This window comes from Streptomyces sp. NPDC044064, from assembly GCF_056434245.1.
Map to the genome: position 1 here is coordinate 63,486 of NZ_JBWKFN010000017.1, position 19,257 is coordinate 82,742.

The 19,257-nt window shown below is 69.0% G+C and carries 22 protein-coding genes and 1 pseudogene; 3 read left to right on the forward strand and 20 right to left on the reverse strand.

Annotated features, from left to right (window positions below):
* Positions 1 to 46 precede the first annotated feature (46 nt).
* The gene (locus AC07DS_RS26475; protein WP_479149110.1) at positions 47 to 1,189 is read left to right on the forward strand and encodes an acyl-CoA dehydrogenase; all 1,143 of its coding nucleotides are present in this window, start codon (positions 47 to 49) and stop codon (positions 1,187 to 1,189) included.
* Between the two features lie 142 nt (positions 1,190 to 1,331).
* Here the strand turns inward: AC07DS_RS26475 and AC07DS_RS26480 are convergent, their stop codons facing one another.
* The 14 genes from AC07DS_RS26480 to AC07DS_RS26545 all read right to left on the reverse strand — a co-directional run bounded on the left by AC07DS_RS26480 (position 1,332) and on the right by AC07DS_RS26545 (position 12,779).
* Entirely contained in the window at positions 1,332 to 2,093 is a 762-nt protein-coding gene (locus tag AC07DS_RS26480; RefSeq protein WP_479149112.1) for a 3-oxoacyl-ACP reductase family protein, read from the reverse strand.
* A gap of 58 nt (positions 2,094 to 2,151) precedes the next feature.
* Positions 2,152 to 2,793, reverse strand: coding sequence for an HAD family hydrolase (locus tag AC07DS_RS26485; protein WP_479149114.1), 642 nt, complete (start codon positions 2,791 to 2,793; stop codon positions 2,152 to 2,154).
* Positions 2,790 to 3,794, reverse strand: coding sequence for an AfsA-related hotdog domain-containing protein (locus AC07DS_RS26490; RefSeq protein WP_479149116.1), 1,005 nt, complete (start codon positions 3,792 to 3,794; stop codon positions 2,790 to 2,792). The genes AC07DS_RS26485 and AC07DS_RS26490 overlap by 4 nt, the downstream gene beginning before the upstream one ends.
* Positions 3,795 to 3,899: 105 nt before the next feature.
* Complete coding sequence (locus AC07DS_RS26495; protein ID WP_479149118.1) at positions 3,900 to 4,262, reverse strand: nuclear transport factor 2-like protein; 363 nt, start codon at positions 4,260 to 4,262, stop codon at positions 3,900 to 3,902.
* Positions 4,263 to 4,320: 58 nt separating this feature from the next.
* Positions 4,321 to 4,737, reverse strand: a complete 417-nt coding sequence (locus AC07DS_RS26500; protein WP_479149120.1) for a nuclear transport factor 2 family protein — start codon at positions 4,735 to 4,737, stop codon at positions 4,321 to 4,323.
* Between the two features lie 110 nt (positions 4,738 to 4,847).
* Complete coding sequence (locus AC07DS_RS26505; protein ID WP_479149122.1) at positions 4,848 to 5,612, reverse strand: enoyl-CoA hydratase/isomerase family protein; 765 nt, start codon at positions 5,610 to 5,612, stop codon at positions 4,848 to 4,850.
* Positions 5,613 to 5,696: 84 nt separating this feature from the next.
* Positions 5,697 to 6,245, reverse strand: a complete 549-nt coding sequence (locus AC07DS_RS26510; RefSeq protein WP_479149124.1) for a biotin/lipoyl-containing protein — start codon at positions 6,243 to 6,245, stop codon at positions 5,697 to 5,699.
* Positions 6,246 to 6,253: 8 nt separating this feature from the next.
* Positions 6,254 to 7,276: an alpha-ketoacid dehydrogenase subunit beta gene (locus tag AC07DS_RS26515; protein WP_479149126.1), complete on the reverse strand. Its 1,023-nt coding sequence runs from the start codon at positions 7,274 to 7,276 to the stop codon at positions 6,254 to 6,256.
* Entirely contained in the window at positions 7,273 to 8,304 is a 1,032-nt protein-coding gene (pdhA, locus tag AC07DS_RS26520; RefSeq protein ID WP_479149128.1) for a pyruvate dehydrogenase (acetyl-transferring) E1 component subunit alpha, read from the reverse strand. Before pdhA ends, AC07DS_RS26515 begins: the two co-directional genes overlap by 4 nt.
* Positions 8,305 to 8,442: 138 nt before the next feature.
* Complete coding sequence (locus AC07DS_RS26525) at positions 8,443 to 9,402, reverse strand: ketoacyl-ACP synthase III (protein ID WP_479149129.1); 960 nt, start codon at positions 9,400 to 9,402, stop codon at positions 8,443 to 8,445.
* Positions 9,399 to 10,460: an AfsA-related hotdog domain-containing protein gene (locus tag AC07DS_RS26530; protein ID WP_479149130.1), complete on the reverse strand. Its 1,062-nt coding sequence runs from the start codon at positions 10,458 to 10,460 to the stop codon at positions 9,399 to 9,401. Before AC07DS_RS26530 ends, AC07DS_RS26525 begins: the two co-directional genes overlap by 4 nt.
* 2 nt (positions 10,461 to 10,462) lie before the next feature.
* Positions 10,463 to 11,659: a beta-ketoacyl-[acyl-carrier-protein] synthase family protein gene (locus AC07DS_RS26535; RefSeq protein ID WP_479149132.1), complete on the reverse strand. Its 1,197-nt coding sequence runs from the start codon at positions 11,657 to 11,659 to the stop codon at positions 10,463 to 10,465.
* The gene (locus AC07DS_RS26540) at positions 11,656 to 11,919 is read right to left on the reverse strand and encodes an acyl carrier protein (RefSeq protein WP_479149134.1); all 264 of its coding nucleotides are present in this window, start codon (positions 11,917 to 11,919) and stop codon (positions 11,656 to 11,658) included. Before AC07DS_RS26540 ends, AC07DS_RS26535 begins: the two co-directional genes overlap by 4 nt.
* 251 nt (positions 11,920 to 12,170) lie before the next feature.
* Entirely contained in the window at positions 12,171 to 12,779 is a 609-nt protein-coding gene (locus tag AC07DS_RS26545; RefSeq protein WP_479149136.1) for a TetR/AcrR family transcriptional regulator, read from the reverse strand.
* 135 nt (positions 12,780 to 12,914) lie between these two features.
* Between AC07DS_RS26545 and AC07DS_RS26550 the strand changes: the two genes are divergently transcribed.
* The gene (locus AC07DS_RS26550) at positions 12,915 to 14,285 is read left to right on the forward strand and encodes an MFS transporter (protein ID WP_479149138.1); all 1,371 of its coding nucleotides are present in this window, start codon (positions 12,915 to 12,917) and stop codon (positions 14,283 to 14,285) included.
* Positions 14,286 to 14,408: 123 nt separating this feature from the next.
* Here AC07DS_RS26550 and AC07DS_RS26555 read toward each other — a convergent pair whose 3' ends face one another.
* The 4 genes and pseudogenes from AC07DS_RS26555 to AC07DS_RS26570 form a co-directional block, all read right to left on the reverse strand.
* Entirely contained in the window at positions 14,409 to 15,491 is a 1,083-nt protein-coding gene (locus tag AC07DS_RS26555; protein ID WP_479149378.1) for a S8 family peptidase, read from the reverse strand.
* 202 nt (positions 15,492 to 15,693) lie between these two features.
* Positions 15,694 to 15,825, reverse strand: a pseudogene (locus tag AC07DS_RS26560) (TetR/AcrR family transcriptional regulator); the annotation flags it as partial.
* Between the two features lie 216 nt (positions 15,826 to 16,041).
* The gene (locus tag AC07DS_RS26565) at positions 16,042 to 16,422 is read right to left on the reverse strand and encodes an ArsR/SmtB family transcription factor (protein WP_479149140.1); all 381 of its coding nucleotides are present in this window, start codon (positions 16,420 to 16,422) and stop codon (positions 16,042 to 16,044) included.
* A 195-nt stretch (positions 16,423 to 16,617) separates the two neighbouring features.
* Positions 16,618 to 16,992: a roadblock/LC7 domain-containing protein gene (locus AC07DS_RS26570; RefSeq protein WP_479149142.1), complete on the reverse strand. Its 375-nt coding sequence runs from the start codon at positions 16,990 to 16,992 to the stop codon at positions 16,618 to 16,620.
* 210 nt (positions 16,993 to 17,202) lie between these two features.
* On the opposite strand from AC07DS_RS26570, the gene AC07DS_RS26575 reads away from it, so the two are divergent.
* A complete protein-coding gene (locus tag AC07DS_RS26575) occupies positions 17,203 to 17,742 on the forward strand; it encodes a MepB family protein (protein WP_479149144.1) in 540 nt (179 codons plus the stop codon).
* 78 nt (positions 17,743 to 17,820) lie between these two features.
* On the opposite strand, the gene AC07DS_RS26580 is transcribed toward AC07DS_RS26575, so the two are convergent.
* Both AC07DS_RS26580 and AC07DS_RS26585 read right to left on the reverse strand, forming a co-directional pair.
* Positions 17,821 to 18,213 (reverse strand): hypothetical protein, encoded by a 393-nt coding sequence (locus AC07DS_RS26580; RefSeq protein WP_479149145.1) that lies wholly within the window; start codon positions 18,211 to 18,213, stop codon positions 17,821 to 17,823.
* A gap of 160 nt (positions 18,214 to 18,373) precedes the next feature.
* On the reverse strand, positions 18,374 to 19,126 hold the full coding sequence (locus AC07DS_RS26585) for an STAS domain-containing protein (RefSeq protein ID WP_479149147.1): 753 nt from the start codon (positions 19,124 to 19,126) through the stop codon (positions 18,374 to 18,376).
* Positions 19,127 to 19,257: the final 131 nt, after the last annotated feature.

A 19,257-nucleotide genomic window follows, 5' to 3' on the forward strand; every position in this document is an offset into this window, starting at 1 on the left:
GTTCGGCACCTGAGATCGGCTCCGCGCGTCCGTTCCGGAGGTTCTCATGCGTTCACTCGACACTGCCCGCTCCGTGTGCGAGCGCTTCCACCCGTGGCTGCTCAAGGAACTCGAGCAGAGCCCGTACCCGGAGCGAGAGCGGCCCGGCAGCCCGGCCATCGATCTGTTCCGCATGCATGGCGGGGTCGGCCTGCTGATACCCGGGAGGTACGGGGGCCTCGAAGCCGACCCGCTGGACGCGCTACGGGTCCAACTGGCGCTCGGTTCGGTGTCGCCCTCGCTGGTCGCAGCGGTCTCCATGCACCACTTCACCGTCGCGATGCTGTACTCGCTCGCGGCCGAGGCGGGTCGGCTCACCGACGGACAGAGCGCGCTGCTGCACCGGATCGTGCCCGAGCAGTTGGTGCTGGCCTCGGGCTGGGCCGAGGGCAGCACCGGCCAGAACGTCCTCGAACCCACGATGGTCGCGCGTCCGGTGGAGGGCGGGTTCCTGCTGACCGGCGCCAAGAAGCCCTGCAGCATGTCGCGTTCGATGAGTCTGTTCACCGCGAGCGTCGCCATCCACCGCGCCGGTGGCGCCGAACCCGAGCCGGCGCTCGCCCTCGTGCCCGCCGACGCGCCCGGATTGAGCGTGCACCCGTTCTGGGCCAACGACCAGCTCGCGGGCGCGGAGAGCGACGAGGTGCGCCTGGCGGACGTGTTCGTACCCCATGGCCTCATGGTGCGGGCCGGTACCGACGCCCCCACCCTTCTCGACGATCTGCGGTCGGCCGGGATCGTCTGGTTCGAGCTGCTGATCTCCGCCGGCTACGCGGGCGGCGCGATGTGGCTCGTTGAGCAGGTGCTCGACCACCAGCGCGGCACGGCCGCCGAGCGGGCCGCCCTCGCCATCGACATGGAGGCCGCCGTCGCGCTCCTCGAGGGCGCCGCCCGGGTGACCGGCCCTCTCCTCGGCGACGAGGAGTCGGTGGCCGGCGTCCTGGTGGCCCGCTACGCCGTCCAGAACGCCCTCCCTGACATCGCGTCGCGCGCCCTGGAACTGCTCGGCGGCATGCAGTTCATCCGCGGCAGTGAGGCGACCCGGGTCGCGCCGGCCCTGCGCGCCCTCGCCTTCCACCCGCCGTCCCGCTCGGATGCCGCTGAGCCGCTGCTCACGTACTTCGATGGCGGCTCCCTGGTGCTGCCCTGACCCGTTCGTCGCGCGGAGCACGCCGAGTCACCGTGGCTTCGACGGCCCACCGTTCTGCCGCCGGGAGCCGTACGTCGCCACGGCCGACTGCGCCGTGGCCGTCGCGGGACCGGCCGAGCGGACCCGCCCCGCCTCGATCCGGTCACGTGATGCTGAAGGCCGACGCCGCGATGCCACCGTCCACCGTCAGGGTCTGTCCGGTGACGTACGACGCCTCGCTGCTCGCCAGGAACCGTACGCAGGCCGCGACCTCTTCGACCCGCCCCGGTCGCCGCATCGGTACCTTCCTGCGAGCCGAATCCTCGAAGTGCCCCACCTCACGCGTGAGGTCCGTGCGAATGAGCCCCGGAGCAACCGCGTTCACGGTGATCCCCTTGGGTGCCATTTCGACACCCAGGGCCCGGGTCAGGCCCGCGAGGCCCGACTTGGCCGCGGCGTAGTTCGCGGCGCCGGGCAGGGCCTGTTGGGCGAGGATCGACGTGACGTTGATGATGCGGCCGTGGCGCGCCCGCACCATCGGTCCCAGGGCGCGCGCCGAGGCGTGGTAGGCGGCCGTCAGGTTCACGTCGAGCACCTGACGCCATTCGTCGTCCTCCATGGCGAGCAAGAGGCCGTCGGCGCGGACACCCGCGTTGTTGACCAGGACGGCCACCCGCCCGAAGCGTTCTTCCAGCCTGCCGAAAGACCGGTCGATCGCCTCGGGATCACGTAGATCGCAGGCCACTTCGATCGCCGTGCCACCCGTGCCTTCGATGTCGGACACGACCGACTCCGCTGCTCGGCGATTGCGGAGAAATCCCACTGCGACCGGCCGCCCGGCGGCGGCGAGCTCGCGTGCGATCGCCGCGCCGATGCCTCGGGAACCACCGGTCACGAAGGCACAGCCGACGTTCGGATCGACCACTTGCTGCTCGCTTTCCTCAGTTCTTCGGGTCACGGGTGGGCGCGACGTCATGTGTCGCTCACTTCGGCTGTTCGCCGATCAGTTGGGCCAGTTGTTCGGCAGCCGATCGCGCGTCGACGAAGTGAATGGCGTGCCAGCCCGCGGCCTGTGCGCCCGCGCAGTTCTTCTCCGTGTCGTCGATCAGCACGCAGGCATCGGGACGTACCCCTGCCCGGTTCGCGGCCAGCTCGAATATCTCCGCACCCGGTTTGCGGCATCCCACTTCGAAGGAGAGGACGACGTGATCGAACAACTCGTCGACGTCGACCATGCGGCGCCAGCGCTCGTCCCAGCTCGGGACCATGTTCGACATCAGGCTCACCCCGACACCGCGCCGGCGCAACGCGCGCAGTGTCTCGACCCACTCGTGGTTCGCCGGTCGGCCGTCGAACCAGGCCTCGCCGAAACTGCGTACGCCGACGGGCCTGCCGAGCGCTTCGGAGACCAGTTGCAGCCATGCCGGTTCGTCGATCATCGGCGTGTCCAGCGGCTCGAGGAGGTCCGAGGTACCGAACTGGGCACTGACGGTCCGCACCGCACCCATGAACTCCTGCGGCATGAGTCCGTTGTCCGCGCAGAACTTGGCGAGGCTCTCCTCGATGGGAGGGGTCAGGACACCGCCGAAATCGGTCCACACCGTCGTGACCGGGTATGTGCTCATCGCTCCTCCACACCGCGGGTCAGGGTCACCGCTATGTCGGCGATCTGTTCACCGCCTTGCTCGACGGCAACGGGGATCTCGCACTCGCCGGTCTCGGACACGGGCAGCGGGGCACGGACGGTGACCGGCGCGTCCAACTCCACGAACTGGGAGAAACGTCCGGCGAGCCGCGTGAGGTGCCAGCCCCGCATGGCGTGTCCCGGGGCGTTCACGACCGACACGATCAACTGCCGGGCGGCCTCGGTGAGTACGGACATCGTCACGTGGTCGTAGGGGTGGTCGAAGAGCGCGCGATTGGCCAGCGGCAGCGCGACCCGCGCCGACATCTCGCCTTCCCCGTGCCCCAGATCGGCAAGGACCACGTTCAGGGGGTCGCGCCGGCCCACGATGTGGGGCTGGGCCAGTTGGGGATCCGGCCGGTAGAGCATGTCGGAGGTCCACGGCGGCGGGGTGCCCCGTTGCGCGGTGCGCAGCATTTCCAGTTCCGCGTGGTCCAGGAACCGGCCCTTGGCCTGGAGAGTCGCGACCTGTCGGCCGCCGGCGAAGACGCGCTGTTTGCAGATCCCGGCGCGCGGGCGGCCACGACGTACGCGGGTGAAGGGGAACTCACCGGCGATACGCAGGTCGATCACGGGCTCGTCCCTGGGCCATGCGGCCGGCTCGGCGACGTACAGATGCCAGTCCTCGGGGATCGCCACCACGTTCGCGTCGACGCCCAGCTCATGGGCCGTCGCGGATCCCGCCTGCCTGCAGATCTCCATGACGAGCAGCGGGTCCACCGTCATCGCCGACCCGTGGTCGTTGAAATACGCGTGGTAGGCCGGGAGTTGTGCGGCAAGGGCCACGCGGCCTTCGCCCAGCGCGCGCACGTCGGTGATGAACACCTCGGACACCGCGGACCGGTGCACCCGGCGACGATCGATCGTGCGGTCGAACGACAGGGCGACATCCTCGTCGAGCCGCCACTCTTGCAGGTCTTCCACGACACTGACTTCCGTCACGCCCGGTGTCACCTCTCACACTGCTGGAATCGAAGGGATCTCGACGCGGCACTCGGCCGCGGATGGGGGGAGCCCCGCCGCGGGCGTCGCGGCGGGGCTTACGGATCACACGCCGCCGTACATGTAGAAGGCTGTGATCTGCCCCTCGTCGTCACGGATGTAGAAGTCCCGGCCGGAGCGGAGGACGTTCCCGTCGGGAGCCGTGATGGTCCACTCCTGGTAGATGCCGTTGTCGTTCTGCACGGTCCTGCCGTAGTTGAAGGCGACACCGGCCCCCTGGATCTGCTCCCGGTTCACCTGAGCCATGTTGGCCACGATCTCGTCACGCCCGGTGAACTTGAGGTTCTCCCCGGCGACGCGGTGCACGGCGGATGGTGCGAAGACCTTCTCCGCCAGGGCGCGACGCTCGTCGTCGTCGTGCGTCTGCCACGCCCTCAGGAGGGTGTGCATGAGTTCTTTGACGTCCACTCGGCTTCCTTTTCGTGTGATGTGCGCTTCTTCGGTGTGCGGCGGGCTCTCGCCCCTGTCAGGCCGTGGCCGCGTAGAACCGCTCGAGCATCGGAACGTCGGTCAGGTGCGTGTCGATGGTGGTGATGAGACCGGACCTGACCGTGAAGACCAACGCCAGCCATTCGTCGAGCGGGAGGGGCGTCTCGGCCGTGTTGTGGATGGTCGCGATGATGCTGCGGCTGCCCATGTGCAGGTGCTGCGGGTCCGTCGTGAGCTTCGCGGCGTCGATGGCCCGGGCCCGTTCGACCACCGCCTTCCGCCCCACCGCGTCTCCGGAGATGCGTGACTTTCCGGGCAGGGACCAGACCACTTCGGGGTCGAGGAGTTCGGCCACGCGGTCCCAGTCCTTCCGCCTCGACGCGGCCAGCATTTCTGCGACGACCGCGGCGTCCTTCTCGGTCACGACGGCGTCGTTCTCAAGGCTGTGCGACATGCACAACACCCTCTCTGCTTCACATTCGTTCACTGGACTTTTCGTGCCGTACCTGCCGTACCTGCCGATACGTCAGATACGCTCGCGCGACGACGGTGCCGAAGACGGAGTCATCGCGCGCTCCCGAAGGTGGGCAGTTCGCCGCGGCGGCGGGCTGCCAGCGCATGGCGCATGTCGTCGGTGAGCATTCCTTCGACGAATGCGCGGTGTTCGTTCCTCATGTGGTCGGCAAGCGTCGCGAAGGCCGCGTCATGCACCAGTTGTTTGGCGGCCGTCACCGCATGGCGTGCGCTGCGGCTGAGGCCGCCGGCGACCTCAAGTGCCCTCTCTTGCAGGTCCGCTGCCGGCACCACCGTGGTGACGAGCCCTTCGGCCTGCGCGCGCGCCGCCCGGATGACGGGCTGCTCGAGCAGCAGCTCGACGGCCTTCGCGGGGCTCAGCACCCTGGGCAGCAGCCAGCTCATCCCTCCGTCGGTCGACGAACCCAGCGCGCCGTAGCCGAAGTTGAACTTCGCCCGGTCGGAGGCGATCCGTACGTCGCAGGCAAGTGCCAGCGAGAAGCCGGCGCCCGCGGCCTGGCCGTGCACGGCGGCGATCACCGGGCAGGGCATCGTGTACAGGTTCTGGACGAGGGCCGCCAGCGCCTCGGTGCGCTGCAGCCAGTGCGCGCGCACCGCGTCGTCATCACCGCCGAGCACCTCGTCGAACTCGTCCAGCGGGCCGCCGAGCGAGAAGTGCGGGCCCGCGCCGGTGAGGATCACCCCGGCGGCCTTGTCGTCCCGGGCGAGCGCGGACGTCTCGCTCACCAGCGCGTCGGTCATCTCGGTGTCGAGGATGTTGTGCCGCTGCGGCCTGTTCATGGTCAGCACGACCACGTCGCCGAGCGTCTCCCGGTGTACGGCCGGCCCCTCAGTCATGGCACACCACGACCTGGTCCGCGGCCAAAGCCTGGTTCGTGCTCAACTGGGTTCCTCCTGAACGGGGGTGCCGGCGGCGGCACGGACGTCGTCCTTCGTGATCACACCGCCGTCGCCGGTGCCCGTGACGTCCCTGAGCTCCACCCCCAGCTCGCGAGCGAGCCGCCGCACGACGGGAGCCGCCGTGACGCGTCCCCGCTGCTGCCCCTTCGCGGGCAGCCGACGGGCCGGGGGTTCGGCCGCCCCGGCCGCCGGAGCCGGGAGCTGACCGACGAGGTGGGTGGTGCCGCCCGCGGGCGGCTGCTGGCCCCGCGGTCCGATCAGGGACACCAGCGGCGCGCCGACCGGGACCATCCTTGTGACGTCGGCGTGCAGTTCGGTGATGCGTCCTTGGTACGGAGAGGGCAGTTCCACGGTCGACTTGACCGTCTCGACCACCACCACCGGCTGGTCGATCTCGACCACCTCGCCGGCCGCGACGAGCCACTCGATGATCTCCGCGGAAACCAGGCCCTCACCGAGGTCCGGCAGGACGAACACCCACTCGGCCGTGTCCTGCGTCTCCGTCCCGGCTGTCTTACGAGTCGTCATCCGGGGGCTCACGCTTCCTCGAAGGTGGCGGCGACGGCGTCCAGGACCCTGGAGACGGTCGGCAGGTAGAACCGCTCCAGTTGCGGCGGCGGGTAGGGGACGTCCAGGCCGGTGACGCGCCGCACCGGCGCCTCGAGGTAGGCGAAGCAGCGTTCGGTCACACGGGCGGCCACCTCGGCGCCGAAGCCGCCGAAGCCGGACGCTTCGTGCACCATCACCGCGCGGCCGGTACGCATCACCGCCTCACACACGGTGTCTTCGTCGAACGGCACAAGGGAGCGCAGGTCCACGACGGAGAGGTCGTAGCCGTCCGCCACCGCGGCATCGGCTGCCGCGAGAGCGATCGGCAGCGCGGGCCCGTAGGTGATCAATGTGGCGTCGTTTCCGGTGCGGCGCACGACCGCCCGGCCGATGGGCTCGACCTCGGCCGTGAGGTCGACGTGGTCGGTCTCCCAGTACAGCCGCTTGGGTTCGAAGAACAGCGCGGGGTCGGCGCCGTCGATCGCCTGCCGCAGCATGCCGTAGGCGTCGGCGACGGTGGCGGGTGTGAGCACATGCAGGCCGGGGGTGTGCGCCGCGTACGCCTCGGACGAGTCGCTGTGGTGTTCCACGGCACCGATGCCGCCGCCGTAGGGGATGCGGACGACGACCGGGGCCGCCAGGGTGCCCCGGGTCCGGTTCCGCATCTTCGCCAGGTGACTGACCATCTGTTCGAAGGCCGGGTAGGCGAACGCGTCGAACTGCATCTCCACGACGGGCCTGGCGCCGTAGAACGACATCCCGATCGCCGCGCCGAGGATGCCCGCCTCGCAGATCGGTGTGTCGAAGCAGCGCCGCTCGCCGAACTCGGCCAGCAGACCGTCGGTCGCGCGGAACACGCCGCCCAGGTGCCCGACGTCCTCGCCGAAGACGACCACGCGCTCGTCGTCCCGCATCGCGTCGCTCAACGCGGAGTTGATCGCGGTGACCATCGAGACAGCCGGTGCCGGCGTCGGCGCCGTGGTGATCCGTGGTGTGGTCTCGGTCGTCATGCGACCCCCCTCTCGGCGAGTTCCCGGGCCTGCTCCCTCAGCTGAGGCGTCGGCCGGGCATAGACGTGCGCGAACATCTCGGCGGGCGCGGGCGCCTCGTAGCGGGTGACCTCCTGCCTGGTCCGCGCGGCGAACTCGGCCGCTTCCTCGTCGATCGCGCGCTGCGCGGCGTCGTCGAGCAGGTCCTGGGCGCGCAGCGTCGAGGCGAGACGGGCGACAGGATCCTTCTCCCGCCAGGCCAGGGTCTCGGCGGGGTCGCGGTAGCGCGAGGGATCATCGGCGTTGGTGTGCGGTGCCATCCGGTAGGTGAGCGCTTCGATCAGGGCCGGTCCGCGTCCCGCCCTGGCCGCGTCGACGGCGCTCGACACGGCGCGGTGGACCTCGCCGAAGTCGTTGCCGTCGATCTGTACGCCGGTGATCCCGTACCCCGCGGCCTTCGCGGCCAGCGTTTCGGCTCTGGTCTGCTTGGCGAGCGGCACGGAGATCGCGTAGCGGTTGTTCTGCACGAGGAAGACCACCGGTGCGTCGTACACGGCCGCCAGGTTCACGGCCTCGTGGAAGTCGCCTTCGCTGGTGGCTCCGTCGCCGCACAGCACCATCGCGACCACGTCGTCCCCGTTGAGCCGTGCCGCCATCGTCAGTCCGACAGCGTGGGCGGCCTGCGTCGCCAGCGGCGTGCAGTGCGGCGCGGTGCGGGTGGCCTTGGGGTCGTAGCCGCAGTGCCAGTCGCCGCGCAGCAGCGTCAGCGCCTCGCCGGGTGCGACGCCCCGGGTGACGACGGCCACCGAGTCACGGTAGGTGGGAAACAGCCAGTCTGTGCTCCGCAGGGCCGTCACGGCGCCGACCTGGCACGCCTCCTGGCCCGACGAGGACGGGTAGACCGCGAGACTGCCCTGCTTCGCCAGGTTCGTCGCCTGCTGATCGAAACGGCGGCCGATGACCATTTTCCGGTAGCCGTTGAGCAGCATGGCTTCTTCATCACTTGCCGGCGGCGACACCATGGTGGTGGCCGCGTTCGAACTGGTCATTGCACTCCACTCCTCGACGAGGTTGGACGCAACACGGATCCCCCGTGTTTGTACGGAAATCGATGGGCATCGGGGCGCTGCGCGTGAAGGGTGAGGGGCCGGTTCCGCAGGACCGGTCTCAGCTGCTCGGCGTGCAGGTCAGCCGTGCCTGCACGCCTTCCACCCGATCACGCCCGCTCCCCAGGTGAATCCGGCACCGAAAGCACCGAGCACGACGGTGTGCCCCTGTTTGAGCCTGCCGTCGTCCTGCGCCTTGCGAAGGGCGAGCGGAATCGAGGCCGCTGAGGTGTTGCCGAATTGATCGACGTACGACGCGGCGCGCTCGGGACTCCAGCCCAGCTGCCGAACGACCGCCTTGAGGATTCTGCTGTTCGCCTGGTGGCAGACGAGCAGGTCGACATCGCCCTGGGTGATGTCGTGCGCGGTCAGAGCCGACGCGATCTCGTCGGTCATGGCCTCGACCGCGGAGGCATAGACCTGGGCGCCGTCCATGCGGACGACTCTGTCGTGATGGTCGACGTACAGGGCGTCGGCGTACTCGGCCGCGGACCCGAACGAAAGGAACGGAACGCAGACTTCGCACACCGCACCGCGCGCCGCCTCGACCAGAACGGCTCCGGCGCCGTCGCCGAACAGTACGGCGGTGTTGCGGTCCGCCGGGTCGGTCAGGCGGGACATGGCATCCGCGCCGACGACCAGGACGCGGTCCGCCGAACCGTGGCTGACCCGCGAGATGGCGTAGTCCAGCGCGTAGAGGAACCCGGTGCAGGCGCCGTTCATGTCGACCGCGCCGGGCGACCGGGCGCCGATCAGGTGGCCGATCTCCGGCGCGAGGCCGGGCGACAGCCGGTCGGGCGTGCTGGTCGCCGCGACGACGAAGTCCACGTCCGAGGCGTCGACGCCGGCGTCGTCGAGCGCTTGCGCGGCCGCCGCGCCGGCGAGGTCGACCAGCCGCTCACCGGGCTGGAGGTGATGCCGGCGGCGCACGCCGGTCCGGTCGAGGATCCACGTGTCCGAGATCCCCAGATCTGCGAAGGCGTCGTTCTCGACCGCCGTGGCAGGCAGGGCCGCGCCCACTCCCGAGACGACGACGCTCATGACAGCCTCCCTTCCGATAAAGCCTCGGTCGCGCTGGACAGACGGAACGTGCACGTCGATGTGGTCCGCGTGCCCTGTTGTGCCACGACGGTGATCTCGGCGCCCGCGTCGGCCGCGTTGCCGGCCTCGTCCGCGGCCCAGGACACGATCCGCAGCGCGGGTGGCGTGTCCAGCTCCGCGAAGCTGGTGAAGTTCAGCGCGGCGTCGTGCGTGTGGACCTGATTGGCCGGAGTACCGGTGGCTTCGGCGAAGGAGAGTACGGCCAACTGCCGGGCGCCCTCCGCGATCATCATGCCCGGGTAGTGGTCGAGCGGGCGGTCGAAGAAGGTCGGATGTGTCTGCGGCACCAGCACGCAACTCGCTTGCCGCACAGGTCCGGTGACCCGGCCGAGGAAGACGTTCTCCGGGAATTGTCTGCCGACCGTCTGCGGCCGGTCCGGGAGGACGCGGCCCGCGGGTGCGGCAAGTCGCCTCCGCCCGTCCTCGCCCCTCATCGCGTCATAGGTTTCCGGCGCCAGGAATCCGACCAGGCCGTCGCAGCGAGCGATGTGGCGCCCGTCGGCGATGCAGTGGACCGGCCCCGCTGCGGCATAGGCAACACCGGATCCGTTACGACGAACCAGTTTCTCGGAGAAGGCGATGACCGCGTGAGCGGCGGTGACGGCCGCAGCCGGTTCAGTGATCCGGAGGTGCACGGTGCGCAGCACGAACTGGTGGGTGAGCGGAACGCCGAGCAGTGTATGCGCGATGACCTCCACACCTTGCCGCATGAATTCGGCGAGGTGCAGCGCGTCGTACCGGTCGATCACCGAGTCGTTGAAATAGCGGTGCGCCTTCGCCAGGGTGCCGACCGCGGTGAGCATGCCGGTGTCCTGGTGGCGTGCGACGTCGTTGACGAGGACGTCTTCGCCGGACTGCTTGTGCGCGTACCTCCGGTCGACGGTGGTGCCGGTGCTCAGGCCGAGCTTCTCGGGTGTGTACGCCGGCCACGGTGCGGCGGTCGCGGCGCGGGCGGGTACCCGGTCGGCTGATGGAGTGATCTGTCGAGTGGTCTGCACGTTCAGGCCCCGATCACGATGGTGACGTTGTGGCCGCCGAAGCCCATCGAGTTCGTCAGCCCGATGCACCCGTTGTCGGACGGTTTCAGTGCGAGCGCGGCCTGCACGTGGGTGAGCGGGCCGAGGTCCTCGTCGGGCTCGCTGAGTCCGTGGGTCGGCGGTGCGGTCCGGTACCGGAGTGCCTGCAGGGTCGCGATGGCCTCGACCGCGCCCGCGGCGCCCAGCAGATGCCCGACGTAGGACTTGGTCGAGGAGATCGGGATGTCCGCCAGGGCGTCCCCCAGTGCTCGGCGCAGCGCGGTCGACTCCGCGGCGTCGTTCAGCCGGGTGCCGGTGCCGTGCGCGTTGATGTACGCCACGTCATTGGCGTCGATCCCGCTGTCCGCGAGCGCCGCACGCACCGCGGCGGCGGCGAAGGCGCCCGACGGTTCCGGGGCTGTGACGTGGTGGTGATCGCTCGTCACCCCGTAGCCGAGGATCTCCCCGAGTACCGGGGCGCCACGGGCCCGGGCGGTCTCCGCCTCCTCGAGCACGAGGACGCCCGCGCCTTCGCCCAGGATGAAGCCGTCCCGCGTGCGGTCGAACGGCACTGATGTCCCGGTGGGCGACAGTGCCCCGCTCGAGGTGAACATCGCCTTGGTGAAGTCCGTCGTCGCTGCCTCGGCCCCGCCGACGATCGCGGCGTCGGCCTCTCCGGAGCGGATGACCCGAGCTCCGGCAACGATCGCCTGCGCTCCACTGGAACAGGCGGTGGCCAGGGCGGATGTCTCGCCGGCGAGACCGAAGCGCATCGACAGGTGGGCCGGTGCGGCATTGGCCATCAGCAGCGGAACCGTCAACGGCGAGACGTACTCCGGGCCTTCTGTCCGCAGGACGTTCAGCTGTGCCTCGAGCGTGTCGAGCCCGCCGATCGCGGTGCCGACGACGCAGTGCACCCGCTGCGCCGGGGCGGGTGGACCGTCGTTCCAGCCCGCCTGCCGGACGGCCTCGTCCGCGGCCGCCACCGCGAGCTGGCAGAACCGGTCCATGCGCAGCGCTTCGCGCCTGCTCAAGACCTCCATGGGGTCGAAGTCGGCGCACCGGCCGAGTCCGTCGGTGATACCGCTGTCCCCGCGTACGGCACGGTGGTGGAGTGCTTCAGCCCCGGCTCCGAGAGGCGTTACCGCTCCCATTCCGGTGACTACGACGCGCCGCCTCACACTGTTTCCGCGCGCTCACAGATGACCGAGAGCACGTCCGAGATCGTCACCGTGTTGACGAAATCATTGGGCTTGACGGGAATACCGAGCTTCTTCTTGACGGTCTGACTGAGTTCCACGACGTCGAGCGAGTCGAGACCGAGGGTCTCGAGGGTGTCGTCGAGCGAGACAGTATCTTTTTCGACGCCTATGGATTCGATCTGATTGATCACGAACTCTTGGATGCGCTTGCGGTCGTGCGTGTGGGAATCGGTCGACACCAGTACTCTCCCCGTAATTGACCGTGCACTTCGAGCGCGCTCTACGGCTGCTCTCCTACTGGATCCCTGACTTCACGATTGAAGTGACGCCGGCGACGCTAGGTTGACAACGTCAACCAACATCCACTGTGACGGGCGAGGTTGACACCGTCAACCTGAAGCAGTGTGACGCTCGTCACTCAACCGGCCGCGAAACGCGGAATCCTCGGCACCATGCGGACGAGTCCACGGAAGCCCGAAAGGGCGCCCCATCAGGCCTTCGCGGAGACCCAGTTCCGCAGGGCCAGCGCGACCAGGGCGGGCATGCCTTCGACACCGTCGACCGTGCGCGGCTCGCGCAGCCGGCGCGAGAGCGTGAGGTCCACCAGGCCGTGCAGTGCCGCCCACAGCACGGTGCCGGCCTCCCGTACGTCGCCGGCGGCGAGTACGCCGTCACCCTTCGCCTCGATGACGAGGTTGCAGAGAACCTTCGCGCACGCGTCGGTGGCGCGCTCGAGTTCCTCACTGGGAGTGTCGATCGCGATGTCGCCGAACATGAGGCGGTAGTGGGCCGGCATCTCCCTCGCGGCCCGCACGTAGGCGAGGCACGCACGGTACAGACGTGTCCCCCCTGCGGCCTCGTCGTCCGCACCGTTCCGCATCGCCTGAGTGAGACGGTCCATGCTCTGCGCGGCGACCGCACTCAACAGATCGTCCTTGTCGGAGAAGTGGCGGTACGGCGCAGTCCGCGACACGCCCGCCGCCGCACCCACCGCGCGCAGGGTCACGTACTCCGGACCCCCACGTGTCAGCAGCGCGCTCGCCGCCGCGACCAGCGCGGATCGCGCGCCACCCGTGCCACCTCGACTGATTGTTCCCACGCTGCGAACCTTACCCAGGTTGACGCTGTCAACTTGACGGTCCTACAGTGACGCACCCGGCCTTGACCACTGCAGGAAGGGCTCCTTATGAACACGCCTCAGGGTCACCCACGTCGGTGGGTCATCCTCGGCATCATGTGCTTAGCACTGGTGATCGCGTCACTGGACATGCTGATCATCACGATGGCGATCCCGTCGATCAGAACTGAACTCGGCGCCACGCCCGGGCAGTTGCAATGGACGGTGGACGCCTACTCACTGGCCTTTGCCGCGCCGATCCTCTTCGCCGGTGCGCTCGCGGACCGTTTCGGCCGCCGGCGCGGGCTGCTCACCGGCCTGCTGGTGTTCCTGGCCGCCTCGGCGGCGGCCGCATTCGCCGGATCCGCGGACACACTCATCGCGGCCCGCGCGGGTATGGGCCTGGGCGCAGCGATGATCATGCCCTGCACGCTCGCGATCCTGGGCCAGGTGTTCCCGCCCGACGAGCGGGCCAAGGCGATGGGCATCTGGGTGGGCGTCGCCTCGCTCGGCATTCCGCTCGGCCCGATCGTCGGCGGTCTCCTCCTGGAGAACTTCTGGTGGGGGTCGGTCTTCCTGATCAACATCCCGATGATCGCGGTCGCGGTGGCCGGCTGCCTGCTGCTCATCCCCGAGTCCCGCAACGAACGCCACGCAGGCCTCGATCTGCCCGGCCTCGTGCTCACGGCCGTCGGTTCGCTCGCGCTCATCGACTCCATCATCGAGGCTCCGTCCCACGGCTGGACCTCGCCGCGCACGCTGGTGTTCCTCATCGGCGGCGTCGCGGTCCTGGGCGCCTTCATCTGGTGGGAGCAGCGCACCAGCAGCCCGATGCTCAGTCATGCCGTCTTCCGTGACCGCCGGTTCGGCGGGCCGCTGGTGACGATCTCGACCGTGTTCTTCGGGGTCTTCGGCAGCCTCTTCGTCATCACCCAGTACCTGCAGTTCACCCTGCACTACCGTCCGCTGACCGCGGGCCTGCACATGCTCGGGATGTGCACGGTCATGTTCATCGCGCCGGTGGCACCGAAGCTGGTGCAGCGCTTCGGGCTGGGACCGGTGTCCGCGCTCGGCCCGTTGATGGTCGCCGTGTCCATGGCGGTCCTGGCGTTCGGAGACTCTCCGTCGAGCCTGCGGATTCTCGTCTCGCTCGGAATCCTCGGCTTCGGTATCGGCTTCGGCGCCCCGACCTCGGTCGACTCGGTCGTAGGTGCTGCTCCGCCGGAGCAGTCGGGCGCGGGTTCGGCGGTCGCCGACGTCGCGATGAACCTCGGCGGAGCCCTGGGCATCGCCATCATGGGTGCCGCGGCGAGCACGACGTCGACGGGGGCGCTGAACGACGTGACACCACCGATGATCGCCGGCGTGTGCGTGGCCGCAGCCGGTTCGCTCGTCGTGGCCGTGATCCTTCCCCGCGGCCGCGTGCAGGCGGTGGCACCGGCCGAGGCCGAACAGGCCGGGACGCCGCTCGTCGCCGACAAGGCTTGAGCCTCAGCCGCGCGAAACCACGCAATGCCCCGTGCCTCGATCGTCGGCATCGAGGCACGGAGGATGGGAGCACGCCCGGCTGCATCTCGCCGGGCTGCACCTTGCCGGGGCGGCCGGGGCAGGTCAGAGGCCGCCGGTGTTGAGCAGCCGGTTGGGAGTGTCGGAGCGGATGCCGCGCAGGACACCGCGGGTGGCCGCGTGGTCGAGCCAGACGTGGACCTCGTTGGCCGTGGCGTGGGGGTGTGCCGACAGGTACAGCGCGATCACTCCTGTCGCATGCGGCGCGGCCCAGGACGTCGCGCCGTCGGTCTCCGTGGTCGTACCGCCGCCCGCGAGGGCGGCGGTCACCTTCTGCCCGGGGGCGTACAGGTCCACGCACCGTCCGTAGCCCGATCCGTAGGAGTCGGTGTCGCTCCACGCGCGGTCGTTCGAGGTGGAGGCCGCCACGACGATCGTGCCGGGGACGCCGGCCGGGGAGTGTTTGCAGGCGTCGTCATGGAAGTTACCGGCCGACACCACCGTCGGGATCCCCGCGCCGACCATCTTCTTCACCGCAGACTCCACGGCCGCCGACCGGTGGTCGAAGTTGAGCGACATGTTCACCACCGCAGGCTTCTGCGCGTGCGCGGTGACCCAATTGACCGACTTCACCACGGCCGCCTCGGCCGCCGCCGGGGAGCCACCGCCCTCGCTCTCGCACAGGACACCCTGGACCCGTACGAGGTCCGCCTTGGGCGCCACCCCGTACTTCGCCCCGCCGATGATGCCCGCGACGAACGTGCCGTGGCCCATCCCGCCCTCGTTGAAGCAGTCACCGGAATCCTTCGGGCCCACGAAGTCGGCGCCGAGGTGGGCACGTCCGCCGAACTCCTTGTGGGCGATGTCCATTCCGGTGTCGATCACGTAGACGTGAACGCCCTTGCCCGTGGCGGTGGTGGTGAGTTTCCCGTTCAGCGGCCGCGACCGCTGGTCCAGGATGTCCAGGTTCCACGGCACGTGCCGGGTGACGGGAGACACTCCGGTCTGCGCGGTCTGAGACAACTTTCCAACGCTGCCGAGAGAGTTCGGCGCCGAACCGGACGACACCGCGTCCCCGGAGGGTGCCGCGGACTCCCCCTTCACGTGCCCGGGGAGCTTCCCACCACTCCCCCCGGCCGCCGCGCCGGCTTCCCCGCCGCAGGCCGTAGCCCCGAGCACCGTCGCCATGGCCACCACCAGGAGACCGGTCTTCGTCACGTTCCGCGTCACAACGCCCCCCTACATCCCTGCTTCGTACACAATCAGCGCACAAGACGAGCACAGGGGTCGGGCGGTTCCAGCGGGCGTGCCGACGGTCGGTTCACGCACTCGCCGGAAACCTGTCCGGACATGCCCGGGGCGGTACTCGACGCCGGCACCCGGCGGCCTGCTAGCCGTCCACCAACACGGCCACCAGGCGCGTCATGGTGGGCCTTGGGTCAGGCATGCCGGGCCAACTCGTCATCAGCAGGTGGTGGGCGGCGCCGACGATGGCAAGCGCCATGATGCCCGGGTCGGCGGTTTTGAGAGCAGTGGGCGATCTTCACCACTTGAAACCAGCGCCACCAGGACAGGATGGTCGGGTCGAACGGTCATCCAGGCCACAACGGGATCGAGCCCGCAATGAGGAACAGGCCGTGCTGTTGGCGCCGCAATGGTGGCATCAGAGCAGATGAAGCCACCGTTTCCCGGCCTGGAAGCCCGGCAGGAAGTCTGTGACGGTCACTCGCACCGCTCTTTATGCAGACCTCGCCGAAGTGCTGACTGCCGCTGCTGCCTGAGGCGGGGCCATGTCGGTCTGCTGGAGTTCCGCCAGGAGCTGGTTCCGCCCGGCCAGGAGCTCGGTCAGGATGCGGCGGGCCGAGCGCAGCAGTTCGGCCACGTCGCCGCCGGCGAGTTCGTACTTGACGGTGGATCCCTCTCGCGTGGATACGACGATGCCTGCACGGCGCAGGACCGCCAGCTGCTGCGAGAGACTCGAAGGCTCGATTTCGATGTCAGCGAGCAAGTCCCGCACCGGGACCGGGCCGTGCTGCAGCAGTTCCAGGACCCTGATTCGCGCCGGGTGTCCGAGCATTCGGAAGAACTCTGCCTTGGCTTGGTAGAGAGGGACCTGCATAGCACTCTTCCTGCCTGTCGAGGTGTCTTCTCGTATCGCGGTGGCGCCTTGAAAACGCCACCGCGATACGCGTCGTGCCTGCTCATTCTTCTCGGTCCGGGCCCCCTCGTTCATGAGTTGTCATCCTCTCCATGTGATGGCTTGAAGAAGTTTTCAACTCATGGGCGCATGTCAGCCCGGTCCTTTGGGGGCCGCCTAGACCTCGAGTTGCTCTTCGATCCGCTTGAGCTGATGGCGGGCCATGGCCAGGTTCGAGCGGTCCTTGTCGATGACGACGTAGACGAACAGGCCGTTGCCGCTGCGACCGGTCACCAGCCGGATGAGGTGGTACTGCCCCTCCAGCGTGATCAGGATGTCCTCGATCTGGCTCTTCAGGCCCAGATGCTCCATCGTGCGAACCTTGGCACGGATCACGTCCGTGTTCCCGGCCGCGGCGACCGTCAGGTCCAGGTCTCGGCCACCGCCCAAGGTACCGAGAGCCATGCCGCTGGTGTAGTCGACGACGGCCGCCCCCTGTGCCCCCTCGATCCCGGTCATCATTTCCTTCAGGGCCACTTCCACAGTCGCCATCGGCGCTTCCCCTTGGTTGTCGGTTGCGGCGGGCTCCGGTTCCTCACCCGCCCGCAACCGCACCGTAAGCGCGTCGGCACAGCGAGCGATAAGTCTGCCCGGAAGCGACCCAAGATGATCGGAGAGTCTTCCAATGTGCTTGTCGGATGATCGGAAGTGATGAGCTGTCCGGCGGGACGCCGTTACGGATGTGGGTGGCAGGATGGCGGCATGGTGACGAATCAACCGTGGTCCGGGCTTCACGGTGATCTGCAAATGGCAAAGGCACTGGTCTACGACGCCAATGAGTTCGCTTGCTCGCTGCCGGTGCCGGAACCCGAAAGCGCCGAGTACGCAGCCTGCGCGTTCACTCTCGATGGCCGCTCGATCCGGTTCCGCGTGGCCAAGACCACCCCGACGAAAGTCGGCCAGTTCGTCACCGTGTGGCAGCGGTCCGAGAAAGGTCCGATCCGCCCCTTCGACACCGACGACGACGTGGACCTCTTCGTCATCAGCAGCCGCCACAAGGACGGCTTCGGACAGTTCGTGTTCCCTGGCGAGGTGCTGTGCGAACACGGCGTCGTCTCCCGCGCCGGCGCCGGCGGGAAGCGCGGCTTGCGCGTGTACCCGCCGTGGGTGACCACGACCAGCCGACAGGCCCACATCACGCAGGCATGGCAGGTGGACTACTTTCTCCACCTCGACCAGGACGGGCCCGCCGACCTGACCCGCGCCCAAGCCCTCTACCACCCGCTCCCGCATCAGCAGTAGGGGCGGACAGCCGTCGTACGTCCCTGAACGGGCGGTCCCTCTCCGGCTCCACCAAGCCCGCACCCGGAGACCGGCTGCTCACGCTTCTTCCACGTCCCGGCCATCGGCACCGGTTCCGGCGCCGAGGCACCAGCGCGCCGCGGCCTCGAGTTGCAGCAAGGTCAGCCCGGTCTCCCGGACCAGTTGTTCATTGCTCAGCCCCATGCGGTGCTGCTGCATCGCCCGATCGATCTTCGCCACCCACAGTTCCTCCGTGACGTAGGGCCGCTCGCCGTACTGTCGCTGGAGCTCGGCCAGGTGATCCGCGCAACAGGCGGTCACGGTGCGCAGGCCGTCCTGCCGGGGGTCAAAGGGGTGAGCGAACGACGAATCCTTCACCTGCTCGTTCACAGCCTGCTCAGGGGCGATGGATGCCCGGCAAAGGTCGCAGAACGCACGAGGCGCAGACACACCTCCGAGACCGTCGTCCACCACTGACTCCTCCGGCGGTTTCATGGACAACCTGCCGAGAGTCACACACGGGCTCAACCCGCGAGGACCTGCTCGGCCGGTACCTCTTCGATGTCGGCCCCGGCGGTCCGGCAGTACCGGGCACCGACGGGCTGTGCACCCTGAACGCCTCTCTCCCTGCTCATGCCTCGTCCGGTGAAGACGCCGTTCGGTCGCCTGCACCTTCCTCCTGGACGGACTGCTGCCCCGGCACCCCATCGGAACCTGCACGGCCGGTGCGAAGCGAGGCCACGGCCGCGCACACCTCCTGCTGGACCGCGTCGGACATCGGCCGGCCCCGAACCGAAGTCACCAATTCCTCAGCGACCACGGCGAGCTCGGCGTCGGTGTCGTGGGAGACCGCGACCAGCACCTGCCACGCCTCCCGCGCCCTGAGGCTGTACGTTGCCATCAGCACCCCGATGGCCTGATCGATTACAGGGCGCGTGTGCACGGCCCGACGAAGCTGAACGACCTCGGCGCGCAGGTCATCGTCACCGCACGGCGCATCCTCCGCGGATGTCGTGGCCGACAGGCCGGGGGCGCATGCCGGATGGCTCGGGGCTCGCTGCCGAAGCGTGAACAGCGGCCAGGTGCCCGTGACGCCCAGCAGGCGCTGCACCAGGGGGCTGGCAGCCTGGATGGTCACCGTTTTGCCCGCCGCCAGCGCGCGATGCCGCGCGGCCAGGAAGCAGCTCAAGCCGGAGCAGTCGCAGAAGGCTGTCCCGCTCAGGTCGAGATCCACACCGTGGGTGCTGCGCCCCACGGCGTCCTGCAGCGCGGCTTCGAGTGCCGCCTGCACGCTGATGTCGATCTCGCCGCGAATCGTCACACTGACGCGCCCCCCGCGGGGCGACACGTCGATCAGGAGATCCTGCGGCGCTGCACCGGCCACGGCGGAGCAGCTCCTCACTGGTGATCCGCTCACCATCTCGGCCCCCCTGGCCCGCTGCCTGGGAAGATTCAGCTCCCACATGGCCGCCTCCTGCTCTGGCGCCCACTGTCTCCGTATTCAGGTTCGGCTCG